This window comes from Janthinobacterium sp. PLB04 (assembly GCF_021165895.1).
In the GTDB taxonomy this organism is placed as follows: Bacteria; Pseudomonadota; Gammaproteobacteria; order Burkholderiales; family Burkholderiaceae_D; genus Janthinobacterium; species Janthinobacterium lividum.
In genome coordinates, this window is record NZ_CP088968.1 from 1514235 (window position 1) to 1529381 (window position 15147).

A 15147-nucleotide genomic window follows, 5' to 3' on the forward strand; every position below is an offset into this window, starting at 1 on the left:
GGCCCTGGCGATGCATTTGCCAGGGCCGTGCATGTACCTTCTTTTTTAATCAGGAGCAGAGTATGACGATCAAAGTTGCAATCAATGGCTACGGCCGCATCGGCCGTAATGTGTTGCGCGCTTTCTACGAAGGCGGCAAGAAACAGGATATCCAGATCGTTGCCATCAACGACCTGGGCGATGCCAAATCGAACGCCCACCTGACCCGCTATGACACCGCGCACGGCAAGTTCCCGGGCACGGTCACCGTCGAAGGCGACAACATGATCGTCAATGGCGATCCGATCCGCGTATTCGCACAGCGCAATCCGGCTGAAATCCCATGGGGCGAGCTGGGCGTGGACGTCGTGCTGGAATGCACGGGCTTCTTCACCACCAAAGAGAAAGCTTCGGCTCACTTGAAGGGCGGCGCGAAAAAAGTCATCATTTCGGCACCAGGCGGCAAGGATGTCGACGCAACCGTCGTGTTCGGCGTCAACCACTCGGTACTGAAATCGACCGACACCGTCATCTCGAACGCTTCGTGCACCACCAACTGCCTGGCACCGCTGGTCAAGCCGCTCAACGACGCCATCGGCATCGAAACGGGCCTGATGACCACCGTGCACGCCTACACCAACGACCAGGTGCTGTCCGACGTGATGCATGAAGACCTGCGCCGCGCCCGTTCGGCCACCATGAGCATGATCCCGACCAAGACGGGCGCCGCTGCCGCCGTGGGCCTGGTCTTGCCTGAGCTGAATGGCAAACTGGACGGCTTCGCCATCCGCGTGCCGACCATCAACGTGTCGCTGGTCGACCTGTCCTTCATCGCCAAGCGCGACACCACCGTGGAAGAAGTCAACGCCCTGATGAAGGCCGCTTCGGAAGGCGCGCTGGAAGGCATCCTGACGTACCAGACCGAACCGCTGGTCTCGATCGACTTCAACCACAACCCGGCTTCGTCGAACTTCGATTCGACCCTGACCAAAGTGTCGGGCCGTCTGGTGAAAGTATCGTCGTGGTACGACAACGAGTGGGGTTTCTCGAACCGCATGCTCGACACCACCGTCGCACTGATGTCGGCCAAGTAATTCCTGGCTAGCATACAAAAAACGCCCTTCGGGGCGTTTTTTTCGTCTGTTGCCAGCTTATTCCTTGGGTTCGCACTGGTTGCGCCACTGCTCGCACGACGCCTCGACGCCCTGGTAGCACATGTTGAGGATGTAGTCGCAGTTTTCCGACGGAATCCACGCGCGCACGGCGGCCGTGCTGGAGAACGAAGCTGCGGCGCCGACGGCGATGGCAAAGATAAACAGGGCTTTTTTAATGGAAATCATTTTTCTCGCTTTCACAATTGGACAACGGTAGGGTGTCAAATCAAAAGGCCGCCACGGCAGGCATGGTGAACCGGCCAGACGCAGAAAAATATTAGCATTAAAATCAGTAATTTATTGCTATAAAGAAAAATATTCCTGCTAACTAACGCCATGCGTGCAGGCGGCGCCGGTAAAAGCGCCACAGCAGGCGCAAGTCGCGCAGCACGGGCACGCCGGAGAGCAGGGTCAGCACGCCGGCGAGCAGGATGGTGGCGGCTGGAAAACCGATGTGCTTGAAGGCCAGGGCGCCGCTGACGCCGCCGATGAAGAAGCAGGCGATCAGCAGGCTGTGCGTTCTCAGCTTGCCGCGGTTGACCTTCACCATCCGGTCCGGCAGGTGGCGCCGGTTGTAATATGCCATCTTGCCCAGTTCGATGCCGATATCGGTGGACAGGCCCGTCACGTGCGTGGTGCGGATGACGGCGCCCGAAATCTTGGTGATGATGGCGTTTTGCAATCCCATCACAAAGCACAGCAGCAAGATGGTGACGGGGCCCAGCACGTCGGGCATGGCGGCTAGGTAATTACCCGTCAAGCCGAACAGCAACAGCAAGGCTGCTTCCAGCAGCAGGCTGGCGGCAAACTGGCTGTGCAGCCGGCGCCGCTTGCCCCAGTTCACCATGATGGCCGTGACGGCCGCACCGCTGACAAAGGCCAGCCATGCGCCCAGCGCTGCCAGGGCCACGGTGATATTGCCCAGCGCCAGGTCATCCGCCATGCCCGAGACGATGCCCGTCATGTGCGAGGTATAGCCGCCGATGGCGAGAAAACCGCCCGCATTCACGGCGCCCGCCACCAGCGCCAGCACGCAGCCCAGCTGCAGGTTGGCTTGCGTATCGCGCGCCGAGCCGCTCAGGCGCGACAGGTAATGGAGCGGCATGCCCGGGCCGGCCTCAGGCTGCGGCGCCGAAGATGGCTTGCCACAGGCGCACGACGTTATCCGCATGCACGCGCACGCGCTCCGGTTCCACGCGGGCCAGGTCCTGCCCCTGCAGGCGCAACTGGTGCTGCAGCTTGCGCAGCGCGCGGTAGGCGTCGGCGACCAGGGCGGCCAGCTGGGCGTCGATCAGTCCCAGTTCGCCGCACAGGCGCAGCAGGGCGATATTGCCCGAGTTGGCCGTCAGTTGCGGATACTGCGCCGCATGCTGGAGCACCAGGTACTGCACCATGAACTCGATGTCGATCATGCCGCCCGGATCCTGCTTCAAGTCAAAGCTGCCCGGACGGGGCGGATGCGCATCCAGCATCTTCTTGCGCATGGCCACCACTTCGCCCTTGAGCGGACCGTTTTCCGGGCGCTCCTTGCGCAAGATCGTGTCGCGGATGCGCTCAAAATGCTTGCCGATGGTGGTATCTCCGGCGCAAAAGCGCGCGCGCGTGAGCGCCTGGTGTTCCCACACCCAGGCCGCGCTGCTCTGGTAGCGCTCGAATGCCTGCACGCTGGAAACCAGCATGCCCGAGGCGCCGTCGGGACGCAGGGCGATGTCGATATCGAACAGAATGCCGGCCGACGTGTGCGAGGTCATCCAGGTAATGAAACGTTGCGCCAGCTTGGCGTACAGGCCGGGCGCTTCCTGGTCGTCGTCGTCGAAGAGGAAAATGACATCCAGGTCGGACACATAGCCCAGTTCCTTGCCGCCCAGCTTGCCGTACGCGATGACGGCGAATTTCGGCACGTCGCGGTGGCGCGTCGGCAAGGTTTGCCAGACGGCTTGCACGGTGGCGGCGACGATGATGTCGGCCAGCTGCGACAGGTAGTCGGCCAGTTTTTCCACGCTGAGGTCGCCCGCCAGGTCTTGCGCCAGGCACTGGAACAGCTGCGCGTGGTGCATTTCGCGCAGGATATCCATCTGCCGCTCCGTGTCGCCGGGCGCGTCGTCGAGCTGGCGCTGCAGGTCGAGCGCCAGGGCGGCCGGGTCCGGCACCGTGTTGCGGATGCGCTCATCGAGCAACTCGTCGAGCAGGATCGGGTGCTGCGTGAGGAAGGTGGCGGCCCAGCCGCTGGCGCACACCATGCGCACGACGCGCTCGAGCGTATGCGGGTATTCCGTCAGCAGCGACAGATAGGCCGAGCGGCGCGCAATCGCTTCCAGGAAATCGAGCAGCCGGCCCAGGGTGGCCAGCTGGCTGGCATTGCCGTTGGAAACGGAGCAATCTGTGATCAGGGGCAGGGCGGAATTGACGAGGGCGACGAGGCGCGTGCGGCTCGCCTCGGGCAACGATTGCAAACGGGGCGCCTGCCACGTGGCCAGCAGGCGGCGCGCGCAGGCGGCGGGCTCATGGAAACCCAGGGCGGCAAAGCGCGCTTCGATGGCTTCCTGCTGGTCGGATGCGGCGCAGTCGTTCGAGGTTTGCGGGTCGATGCCCGTGTCGGCCGGCGGCGTGCCGCTGCTCTTGTCGCTGAACATCTCGTCGAACTGGCCGGCGACAAATACGCGGTGTGCTTCCAGCTGGGCCAGCAGGGTGGGCGTGTCGGGCAAGCCCATCATCTGCGCCACGGTCAGGCGGTCGGCGTCATTCGCGGGCAGGGTGTGGGTTTGCGCATCGTCCAGGTATTGCAGCCGGTGTTCGAGGTTGCGCAGGAAGGTGTAGGAACCCAGCAACTGTTCCACGATGGCCGGCTCCAGCAAGCCCTTGTCTGCCACCGTGCGCAGGGTGGCGCGCGTGGAACGTTCGCGCAGCTCGGCGTCGCGCCCGCCCCGTATCAACTGAAACACTTGCGCGAGGAATTCGATTTCGCGGATGCCGCCACGGCCCAGCTTGACGTTGTTGCTGCGGTCCGGGTGCAGCCGTTCCTGGCGGTTGACCTCGGCGCGGATCTGGCCGTGCATGGTGCGGATGGCATCGATGACGCCGAAATCGAGGTAGCGGCGGAAGACAAACGGGCGCACGATGGCGTCGAGCGAGGCGATATCCTCGGCCTTGCCCGTTACGGCGCGCGCCTTGACCCAGGCGTAGCGCTCCCATTCGCGCCCTTGCACGATCAGGTACTGTTCCACCATGCTGAGGCTGGCGGCCAGCGGACCCGAGTTGCCGTTCGGACGCAAGGCCATGTCCACGCGGAAAGTAAAACCATCTTGCGTGATCTCGGCCAGGGCGGCGATCAGTTTCTTGCCCATGCGAATGAAAAACTCGTGGTTGGACAGACTGCGCTGGCCCGCCATGGTGACTTGCGTGTCGCCATCTTCCGGGTAGACAAAGATCAGGTCGATATCCGACGAGACATTCAGTTCGCCGCCGCCTTGCTTGCCCATCGCCAATACCATCAAGGCCTGCTCCTCGCCCGACTCCTCGCCGACAGGCATGCCGTGCAGGGCCACCATTTCGGCCATGATGGCGTCCACATGCGTGCGGATGGCGAAATCGGCAAAGCCCGTCATGGCCGTGACGACTTCGTTCAAGTCGGCCTGGCCGCCAAGATCGCGCGCGATCAGGCCGCAGACGAGCAGGTTGCGCAGGCGGCGCATGGCCCGCTCGGGCGGCAGCGGCGGCGTGGCGGCGTTCGCCTGGGCGGCCAACTCGGCGGCAAAGTCGAGCCCGTCCAGCGGCGCGCGCACCAGTTGCGCCACCTGCGCGGCGCGCTCGGGGGCGGCGTCCAGCCAGCGCTGGTAGAAACGGGAGGCGGAGATCAAAGGCTGTGTGCTCATGGTATCGGTAAGTGTCTCGTGGATGCTGCGTGCATGTTCTTGCTTAACTTGGCTGCGAACGGCGGGGGATGCGGTAAAATTGTGCCGCCGGCCCAATACCGCCGGCAGTGCGTGCTCTTCCGGACGATGGTAAGGGAGGCTTTGCTCAGACGCAAGCGCAAGGATGCAGGCGCGCACCACGAATGCAGACGATTTTTGCCATTATTTGACGCCGGGCCAGTTTATTAGCTTATTGATGCAAAAACCGCCAGAAGCAAGCGTGACAGAACATGTGCCATTGGCCCTGCGCTGGCAGCGGCTGCGTGCCGCCTATCGCATGGCCAACCTGGCCACCCACCATGTGTTGGGTTTTACCATCAAACTGGTATTGCTGGCGTACTTCGCCTTCGCCGTGCTGTTTTTATTCCTGCGCTACGCGATCTTGCCGAATATCGATTACTACAAAGGCGATATCGAGCGGGCGGCCAGCCGCGCGCTGGGCAACCCTGTCAGCATTGCGCGCATTTATGCCTCCTGGCATGGCGTACGTCCGAATCTTTTCCTTGGCGACGTGACCCTGCGCGACCAGGCGGGCCGCCAGGCGTTGAGCCTGCCGAGCATATCGGCCACCGTGTCGTGGTGGAGCGTGCTTGGCTCCGTGCGCTTTACTACCCTGGAAATCACGCGGCCCGACCTGGACGTGCGGCGCAGCAAGGATGGCAAGCTGTACGTAGCCGGGGTATTGATCGACAGCACGCAAGGCAGCGATGGCAAGGGCGCCGACTGGCTGCTGTCGCAGCATGACATCATCATTCGCGACGGCAAGGTGCGCTGGACGGATGAAGCGCGCGGCACACCCGAGCTGGCTTTATCGCAGGTCAATGTGCTGTTGCGCAACCGCTGGCGCAGCCACCGGCTGGGCTTGCAGGCCACGCCGCCCCCTAGCCTGGCCGCGCCCATCGATGTGCGCGCCCACTTCACGCATCCGCCTTTCAGCACGCGCATCTCGGATGTGTCGATGTGGAAGGGGGAACTGTACGCCGACCTGAAAAATGCCGACCTGGCCGCCTGGCGCCGCTATCTCGACTATCCGTTTGAATTGAGCCAGGGCAAGGGCGCCCTGCGCGCCTGGTTGAGCCTGGATCACGCGCGCCTGGCCGGCTTCACGGCCGACGTGGGCTTGACGGATGTGCAGGCGCAGCTGGGCGAACATATCGCGCCGCTCGACTTGCTGTCGGTCAGCGGGCGCATTTCGGCAAAGGAAGAGTTGTCGGCGCAGGTGCCGGACGGCAAGCCCACCTTTGGCGCGAATGGGCACCAGGTCGAGTTGACGAATTTTGCGGTGGAAACCCGCGATGGCCTCAGCCTGCCGCCCACGACCCTGTCCGAACGCTTTGTTGCCGCCACGAAGCGCAAGCCGGCGCGTACGGAAATCACGGCCAAGTCGCTCGATTTGCAGACCCTGGCCGCATTGGCCGACAAGCTGCCGCTGGGCGAACAGCAGCGCCAGCGCCTCGACGCCCTGGCGCCGCGCGGGCGTTTGCAGGATTTTTCTGCGCAATGGGAAGGCGAGATGGCGACGCCGGCCAGCTACCGCTTGCGTGGCAAGCTCATCGATCTGGGCCTGAATGCGCAGCCGGCGCGCCTGGCCGTGGCGAAGACGGCGACCAGCCTTGCGCAGGCGGCCGCACCGGCTATCCCCGGTTTCGATCATTTGACGGGCAGTATCGACGCCAGCGACAAGGGCGGCAAGATCGATATCGATGCACAGGGATTGGTATTGCAACTGGCCTCCTACTTGAGTGAGCCGGCCTTGCCGTTCGAACAATTCGAAATGGAGGCGCGCTGGGCTTTCCAAGCAGACAATATGCTGCAAGTTGACCTGGACAGGCTTGATTTTAATCAACAAGGCATGCGGGTCGCCTTGCATGGTTCGCAGCGTTTGCCGCTCGACGGCAGCAAATTGGGTCAGGTGGATGTGACGGGTACGATCGACAACTTCCAGATCAACACCATCGGCCGCTATCTGCCGCTGCAAACGCCCGAACACCTGCGCCACTGGCTGACGGGCGCATTGGAGGGCGGCGTGGCGCGCGATGTCAGCCTGCGCCTGCGCGGCGAACTCGAACATTTCCCTTTCAAGGCCGACACCCCGGCCCAGCGCAATCGCGGTGACTTCCGCGTGGCCGGCAAGATCGAGAATGGCACGCTGAACTACGCGCCCGGCGAATTTGCGGAAAGCGGCCCCCTGGCCGGCAAGGCACCGCTGTGGCCGCAGGCGGAAAAGATCAAGGGCAGTTTCGTGTTCGAGCGGGCACGCATGGAAATCCGCGGCGACACGGCCACCACGGGCGGCGTGGCCTTGACGAATGTCAAAGCCGTGATCCCCGACCTGACTGTCTTCGACACCTTGCTCGATATCGAGGGCAATGCGGCCGGCCCGATGCAGGAATTCCTCAAGTACGTGACGGCCAGCCCCGTGCTCGGCTGGATCGAGCATTTCACGGATGAAACGACGGCAACGGGCAATGCCAAGCTGGCCCTCAAATTGCACTTGCCGACGGAGCGCATGCTCGAGTCGACCGTGCAGGGCAGCTTGCAGCTGGCGGGCAACGACGTGGTGCTGTTCCACGACATGCCGCCCGTGCTTGGCACGCAGGGCAAGATCGAATTCAACGAAAAAGGCGTCAACCTGAATGGCTTGAATGGCAGCCTGCTGGGCGGGCCGCTGGCCATTTCGGGCGGCACGCAGCCGGACAGTTCCATCCAGGTGAAACTGGCCGGCAACATGACGATCGACGGCTTGCGCAAGACCTATCCGGCGCCCGTGCTGCAGCGCCTGGCGAAACATTTGAATGGCGGCGCCCGTTACAGCGGCCTGATCACTGCGCGCGACCACCAGGTGGTGGTCAATGTCGAGTCGCCGCTGACGGGCCTGGGTCTGGATTTCCCCGCCCCCCTGAAAAAGCCGGCCGGCGACAGCCTGCCCGTGAAATTCACCCTGACGGGCAATGCGGCCAACGGCGCGGGCTTGCGCACGGACGATATCCGCATCGCGCTGGGTTCCGGCATCGCTGCCCGCTACCAGCGCCAGAAGCAGGGCAAGGATGCCTGGCGCCTGGTGCGCGGCGGCATCGGCGTGAATGTGCCGGCGCCGGAACCGGACAGCGGCATGATGTTCAACGTCAACATGAAAACCCTGGACGTGGACAGCTGGATTGCCGCCGGCAGTGAAATCGCCGGCAGCGGCACGGCCCCCGCCGACAGCGGCGCCGCCGACGATGCGCCCGATATTGCGCAATACGTGGTGCCTGACATGATGGCGGCCCGTGCCAGCGAACTGATGCTGGGCGAGCGCAAGCTGGAAAACGTGGTCGTGGGCGCCACCCATCAAAAGGATGTGTGGCAAGCCAATATTGACGCGAAGCAGGTGTCCGGCTATGTAACGTGGCTGGAAACGCCGTCCGGCCTGGGCAAGATGACGGCGCGCCTGTCGTCGCTGATTATTCCCGAGTCGGCCGCCAACGACGTGAAGAATCTGTTGGAAGGAAAAAGTGGCGCCCAGTCGATCCCTTCGCTCGATATCGTCGCCGAGCAGTTTGAACTGTTCAACAAGAAGATCGGCCGGCTGGAGTTGCAAGCCTATAACACCATGGCGGCGGGCGGGAGAGAGTGGCGCGTGGGCAAGCTGCAGCTGTCGAACCCCGATGGCGCGCTGAGCGGCAATGGCAAATGGGTCATCAAGGATGGGCAAAGCACGACCAGCCTGCGTTTTGGCCTCGATATCGTCGATGCGGGCAAGTTGCTCGACCGCTTCGGCTTTGCCGATACGGTGCGTCGCGGCAAGGGCCGCCTGAGCGGTGACATCGCCTGGAATGGCTTGCCGTATTCGCTCGACATTCCCACCTTGTCGGGGCAGATCGAGATGAACGTGGAATCGGGCCAGTTCCTCAAGCAGGATCCGGGCGCGGCCAAGCTGTTGGGCGTGCTGAGCCTGCAAGCCTTGCCCCGCTTGCTGAAACTCGATTTCCACGACGTGTTTTCCGAAGGCCTGGCCTTCGACGGCATCACGGCCAACGTCAGCATCAAGCGCGGCGTCGTGACCACGGACAACCTCAAGATGCATGGCGTGGCGGCCACCGTGCTGATGGATGGCACGGCCGATATCGCCAATGAAACGACGAATTTGCACGTGGTGGTGATCCCCGAATTTAACCTGGGCACGGGGCCGCTCGTGTACGCGCTGGCCGTCAACCCCGTCATCGGCCTGGGCAGTTTCCTGGCGCAATTGTTCTTGCGCGCTCCCGTGATGAAGGCGCTCACTTACCACATGCAGATCGCCGGCCCGTGGAAATCGCCCGTCGTGACCAAGCTCGATGGTGGTAAATTGGAACCTGTCGCCGTGCCTGCCGCTGCAGCCGTGGAGGCCGTGGCGAAATAGGCGAGGCGTTCGAATGGATAAGAGGTGGCAATGATGCATACAGTCGCAGCAGTACAAATGATTTCCTCGCCCTCCGTGGAAGACAACCTGGCCACGGCGCGCCGGCTCGTGGCGCAGGCCGCCGCCGGTGGCGCGCAGCTGGTGGTGCTGCCCGAATACTGGGCCATCATGGGCAAGCAGGAAACGGACAAGCTGGCCCATGCGGAACAGCCCGGCAGCGGACCGATCCAGGATGGCATGGCGCAGATGGCGCGCCAGCACGGCATCTGGCTGATCGGCGGCACCTTGCCCCTGATTTCCGGTGAGGAGGGCAAGGTACTCAATACGACGCTGGTGTACGACCCGCAAGGCGCGCCGGCCGGGCGCTACGACAAGATCCACCTGTTCGGCTTTACGCGCGGCACCGAGTCGTACAATGAATCGCGCACCATCGTGCCGGGCGCGCAGGTGCGCTCGATCGAGACGCCGTTCGGCCGGGTCGGCCTGTCCATCTGCTATGACCTGCGCTTTCCCGAGCTGTACCGCGCCATGGGCGATTGCGCGCTGATCGTCGTGCCGGCCGCGTTTACCCATACGACGGGCAGCGCCCACTGGGAAGTGCTGCTGCGCGCGCGCGCCATCGAAAACCAGTGCTATGTGCTGGCCTCGGCGCAAGGCGGCTTGCATCCGAACGGCCGCCGCACGTGGGGCCACAGCATGCTGATCGACCCGTGGGGCGAAGTGAAAGCCGTGCTGCCCGAAGGCGAGGGCGTGGTCAGCGGCGAGATCGACCTGGTGTTCCTGGCCGGCGTGCGCGAGTCGCTGCCTGCCCTGGCGCACCGCACTATGTGAGGATACCTGACATAAGCTACTGCGCGTCGCGCTTTGCGGCCTGCGATGCTCACCGTGCTCAAGCACGGCTGCGCTTCTCGGCCACAAATCACTGCCGCTCGCTACGCTTCTGTCAGGTACTGAGAATGAGTTGAATATAATTAGCGAGTGCAAAGCTATGAATCCATTTGAACCCAATCTGTCCAGCCTGGCCGTGGCGCGCGATATCCTGCTCACGCCGTTCGGCCTGGATGAAGACAAGCTGTTGAAAGCCCTGGGCACGATGTTTACGCACAAGGTCGACTATGCCGACCTGTACTTCCAGTCGACCAAGAGCGAAGGCTGGAGCCTGGAAGAGGGCATCGTCAAGACGGGCAGTTTTTCCATCGACCAGGGTGTGGGCGTGCGTGCCGTGTCTGGCGACAAGACGGCCTTTGCGTACTCCGACGATATTTCCGAGCGGGCCCTGCTGGAAGCGGCGGCGGCCACGCGTACCATCGCGCGCGCAGGTAGCGGCAAAATCAGGATCGCGGGCCAGATGCTTGCGCAGGGCGGCCGTTCCTTGTACCTGCCCAACGATCCGCTCGCCTCGCTAGATGCCACGGCCAAGGTGCAATTGCTGGAACGCGTGGAAAAGATGGCGCGGGCGAAAGATCCCAGAGTGGTGCAAGTGATGGCGGGCCTGGCCGGCGAATACGACGTGGTGCTGGTGCTGCGCAGCGATGGCGTGCTGGCGGCCGACATCCGCCCGCTGGTGCGCGTCTCGCTGACGGTGATCGCGGAACAGAATGGCCGCCGCGAAACGGGCTCGGCCGGCGGCGGCGGGCGTTTCAGCTATGACTATTTCAGCGATGCCGTGCTGGAACAATACGCAACGGACGCCGTCAATTCGGCCCTGGTGAACCTGGAAGCGCGCCCGGCGCCCGCCGGTCCCATGACCATCGTGCTGGGACCGGGCTGGCCCGGCATCCTGCTGCACGAAGCGATCGGCCACGGCCTGGAAGGCGATTTCAACCGCAAGGGTTCGTCCGCGTTTTCGGGCCGCATCGGCGAACGCGTGGCCGCCAAGGGCGTCACCGTGGTCGATGACGGCACCCTGGCGGGGCGGCGCGGCTCGCTGAATATCGATGACGAGGGCAACCCGACGCAGTGCACGACCCTGATCGAGGACGGCATCCTGAAGGGTTACATCCAGGACACCATGAATGCGCGCCTGATGAAGATGCCCGTGACGGGCAATGCGCGCCGCGAATCGTTCGCCCACCTGCCCATGCCGCGCATGACGAATACATATATGCTGGGCGGCGACAAGGACCCGGGCGAAATCCTCGCGTCCGTCAAGAACGGTTTGTACGCCGTCAACTTCGGCGGCGGCCAGGTCGACATCACGAACGGCAAGTTCGTCTTCTCGGCCAGCGAAGCGTACATGATTGAAAACGGCAAGCTCAGCTACCCGGTGAAGGGCGCCACCCTGATCGGCAACGGCCCGGACGTGCTCAACCGCGTTTCCATGATCGGCAACGACATGCGCCTCGATTCGGGCGTGGGCGTGTGCGGCAAGGAGGGGCAAAGCGTGCCCGTGGGCGTGGGGCAGCCGACCTTGCGCCTGGATGGCATCACGGTCGGCGGGACGGCTTAGATCGCCATTTCAGGAACCTACTGCGCAGCCCACTCTTGAGTTTGCGTTGCTCGCTGTACCTGAAGTACAGCTGCGCTACTCAACCCAATATTGTGCTTGCTCGCTACGGTTCCTGAAACGCCTGATACGTTGAAAATATGACGAAATTCAGAACTTGTACTTCACCCCCGCGCTGATGAAGCGTCCTGCCGCGCCCGCGTAGTCGAGCGGGTTGTAGCCCGTGGCGCCATATGTGAGCGGATCGAGCGGGGCGATCTTGTCGAACAGGTTTTGCACCGTTGCAAACACTTCCAGCTTGGGCGTGGCCAGCCAGCGGGCCGTCAGGTCCACCGTGGTGAACGAGGCGATGCGGCAGCCGCGAGGGGCATCCGTGCCGTCGGCGAAATGCGTGGCGCAGCCGTCCGGGTCATTCTTGAACAGCACGTTGTCGAGCGGCGCGCGGTAGTTGACGTTGGCCGTGACCCGCCAGTCCTGGCGCTCCCAGGTGGCACCCAGGTTGATGCGGTCGTCCGGCGTGCCCATGCAGTTGGACACATCGCAATTGCCATGCGTGCCGGCAAAATCGCGCTGCGTGCCATCCTGCTCCGTGCGCAGCCATTTGTACAGATGCGTCCATTTCAGGTCGAATACCAGGCTGCCATAGTCGCTGCCCAGGCTGAAGCGCTGGCGCGCGTCGATATCGATGCCGCGCACCGTCGTTTGCGCCGAATTCACATAATTGGCCAGCACGGCCGTGATGGCACCCGGATCGCCGGCGATGCCCGTGGCCGTCGACGGGTCGCGCGCCACATGGCCTTCGGCGATGGCGGTGTCCGTTTGCTCCTGATTGATTTCATTCTTGCGGCGGATTTGCCACAGATCCACGGAAATACTGGTGCGCGGCAGCGGGTCCCACACGGCGCCCACGGAATAGCTGCGCGAACGTTCGGGCGACAGCTTGGGATTGGGCGACGTGATGACGGCGATGGAGGCTGGATCGCAAGCCGCTTCCACGCCGAGCCCGCAGCGCAGCGGATCGCTGGCGGTGGAGAACGCGGCCAGGCCGCCGATGCCGTTTTCCGCCGCGCTGGGGGCGCGGAAACCCTTGGCGAAGGTGCCGCGCAGGGCCAGTTCGCGCAGGGGCGTCCATTTCACGCCCGCTTTCGGGGTATAGGAATTGCCCACGTCGGTGAAATGGTCGGCGCGCAGGGCGCCCGACAGTTCCACGGTTTTCAGCACGGGCGCCAGCACCTCGGCATAGATGGCCGAAGCATTGCGGCTGCCCTTGTATGCGGAATAGCCGAGGCCAATGATATTGCCCCGCTCCGTGCCCGTGGTGGGCTTCAGTTCCGTCGATTCGTGGCGGAATTCGGCACCCACGGCCACGCCCAGGCCGCCGCCGTCCAGCTTGGCCACCTCGCGGCTGGCCTTGAAGTCGATCTGCGCGATATGCGTCTTGGCATCGTTGGAAATGCGTGGCGACAGGGCCGCGTACAGCTCGGCTGAATTGAGGCCCGCGTTTTCCGCGATGCGCCACAGGCTGCCGGCCGGCAGGGCCGCATACGCGGGGTTCAGGCTGGCCGCCGCCACATTCGCGGTAGTCGGGTTGAGCAGGGCGAAGGCGACGTCGCGCTGCAGGTAGCCGTTCAAGTCGTTCGACACCTTGTTCTGCGAGTACAGCAAGGCGCTGTCGATATCCCAGCCCGCCACCGCGCCCTTGATGCCGGCGACGAAGCGCGTGAAGGTGGAATTGACTTCCGACAGGCGCGGCCCCACGTCGGCCGCCAGGTAGCGCAGCCGCGCCGCCGTGCCGAAATACGGATTGTCCGGGTGGGCGGCACCCAGCGACACGCCCGCATTGCTGACAGGGCCGCCCGGGTAGCCGACCGAGCCGCTGACCGTGGATAGCGTGGTGGCCGAGTGCGATTCGCTGTGATATACGTTCAATTCGGTATACGTCTGCAACGCTGGCGTCAGTTGCCAGGCGGCGCGGCCAAAGAAATTGATGTTCTTCTGTTTCGGCTGGATCTGGCCGTATTGTTGCGCAGCATCGGTCAGGCAGCCGCCGCCCGGGTCGCCTTGCGGATGCGTGGTGAAGTTGCCGCAGGCGGCGCCGGGGAAGGCGCGCGTAAAACCCGCGCCGGCGAGATTGCCGCGGTTGTAGTAGTCGAGCGTGTCGGGATTGCGCACATTGCCGTTGACGGCGCTGCCGGCCGCATTGTTGGTGGTGATGGCACCCGCGCCGCTGAGCGACTCCTGCGCGCTGAAGCCCAGGTCGCGCAAGTCGCTGCGGCCGACGGCTCCCCGCCCGGCCCGGTCGCGGTTCCAGATGGCGGCCTTTTCGCTGTATTCGAGATTCAGCAGCACGTTGTAGCGGTCGCTGTCGATGTCGCCGAAGCCGTGCGTGATGGCGGCGCGCGCGTCGCGCCCGTCCCATTCCTTGGTCTTGCCGTAATTGCCCTTGATGGCCGTGCCCTGGTAGTCGCGCCGCAGGATCACGTTGACCACGCCGGCGATGGCGTCCGAACCGTAGATGGCCGAGGCGCCATCCTTGAGGATTTCCACCCGTTCCACCGCTTCCAGGGGAATGATGTTCAGGTCGGCAAACACTTTCTGGCCATCGTCGGCCAGGCCATACGGCGCCACCCTGCGGCCATTCAGCAAGACCAGGGTCGAGGCCGTGCCCAGGCCCCGCAGCGACACGCCGGAAGCGCCGGCGGCAAAGCCGTTGCCGAAGGACGTGGGCACGGAACCCTGGTTGTCGACGGCCAGGGTCTGCAGCAGTTCGGCCACGCTGGACTTGCCCGACTTTTCAATGTCGGCCGCGTTCAGGGTTTGTACGGCCGAAGCCGTTTCCGCCTGCGCGCGGCGGATGTTCGAGCCGGTGATTTCCACGCGGGCAATCGGCGCGGCATCCTGCGCCAGGACGGGTAGACTCAGCAGCGCACTGGCCAGTGCCAGGCCCAGTCTGGGTGGTGAAAAGGTGGTGGACTGTAAGGATGGTGTCGGGATCATGCGGTTCTCCGGAAAGGTCAGGCAGTCAAAGGTCATCGATACGTCCTTGAGTTTTCTCCGTCCCGCGACGCTGGAATTGATCTAGATCAAGTAGTGCCCCGCTTCTAGTCGATAGAATGGCTGGCGTGGCGTGGTTGCCACGACGGACACAGCGGTGGCGTCCGGTATGCAGAGTCACAGCGCAGATGCACAGCGAGAGTCATAGCGCGCAACTTTTTATGCTTTTTTGCGTGTTGTGCAGTGTAAAAGGACGGTGGTATGCGGCTTTGCCGACAAATA

At 63.6% G+C, this 15147-nt stretch carries 8 protein-coding genes; 4 read left to right on the plus strand and 4 right to left on the minus strand.

What is annotated here, in order from left to right; all coding sequences use genetic code 11:
* The first annotated feature begins 62 nt into the window (after positions 1 to 62).
* Entirely contained in the window at positions 63 to 1073 is a 1011-nt protein-coding gene (gap, locus tag LSO07_RS06560; RefSeq protein ID WP_010395244.1) for a type I glyceraldehyde-3-phosphate dehydrogenase, read from the plus strand.
* Positions 1074 to 1130: 57 nt separating this feature from the next.
* Here the strand turns inward: gap and LSO07_RS06565 are convergent, their stop codons facing one another.
* The 3 genes from LSO07_RS06565 to glnE form a co-directional block, all read right to left on the minus strand.
* Positions 1131 to 1319, minus strand: a complete 189-nt coding sequence (locus tag LSO07_RS06565; protein WP_070260030.1) for a hypothetical protein — start codon at positions 1317 to 1319, stop codon at positions 1131 to 1133.
* Positions 1320 to 1461: 142 nt separating this feature from the next.
* The gene (locus LSO07_RS06570; RefSeq protein WP_070280971.1) at positions 1462 to 2238 is read right to left on the minus strand and encodes a YoaK family protein; all 777 of its coding nucleotides are present in this window, start codon (positions 2236 to 2238) and stop codon (positions 1462 to 1464) included.
* Between the two features lie 13 nt (positions 2239 to 2251).
* Positions 2252 to 5005, minus strand: a complete 2754-nt coding sequence (gene glnE / locus LSO07_RS06575) for a bifunctional [glutamate--ammonia ligase]-adenylyl-L-tyrosine phosphorylase/[glutamate--ammonia-ligase] adenylyltransferase (protein WP_231773000.1) — start codon at positions 5003 to 5005, stop codon at positions 2252 to 2254.
* A 235-nt stretch (positions 5006 to 5240) separates the two neighbouring features.
* On the opposite strand from glnE, the gene LSO07_RS06580 reads away from it, so the two are divergent.
* The 3 genes from LSO07_RS06580 to tldD all read left to right on the plus strand — a co-directional run bounded on the left by LSO07_RS06580 (position 5241) and on the right by tldD (position 11874).
* Complete coding sequence (locus LSO07_RS06580; protein ID WP_191909594.1) at positions 5241 to 9425, plus strand: YhdP family protein; 4185 nt, start codon at positions 5241 to 5243, stop codon at positions 9423 to 9425.
* 30 nt (positions 9426 to 9455) lie between these two features.
* Positions 9456 to 10256, plus strand: a complete 801-nt coding sequence (locus tag LSO07_RS06585; RefSeq protein WP_034782501.1) for a carbon-nitrogen hydrolase family protein — start codon at positions 9456 to 9458, stop codon at positions 10254 to 10256.
* A 157-nt stretch (positions 10257 to 10413) separates the two neighbouring features.
* Positions 10414 to 11874, plus strand: coding sequence for a metalloprotease TldD (tldD, locus tag LSO07_RS06590; RefSeq protein ID WP_151092922.1), 1461 nt, complete (start codon positions 10414 to 10416; stop codon positions 11872 to 11874).
* A 147-nt stretch (positions 11875 to 12021) separates the two neighbouring features.
* Here tldD and LSO07_RS06595 read toward each other — a convergent pair whose 3' ends face one another.
* The gene (locus LSO07_RS06595; RefSeq protein WP_225317198.1) at positions 12022 to 14904 is read right to left on the minus strand and encodes a TonB-dependent receptor; all 2883 of its coding nucleotides are present in this window, start codon (positions 14902 to 14904) and stop codon (positions 12022 to 12024) included.
* Between the last annotated feature and the right edge of the window lie 243 nt (positions 14905 to 15147).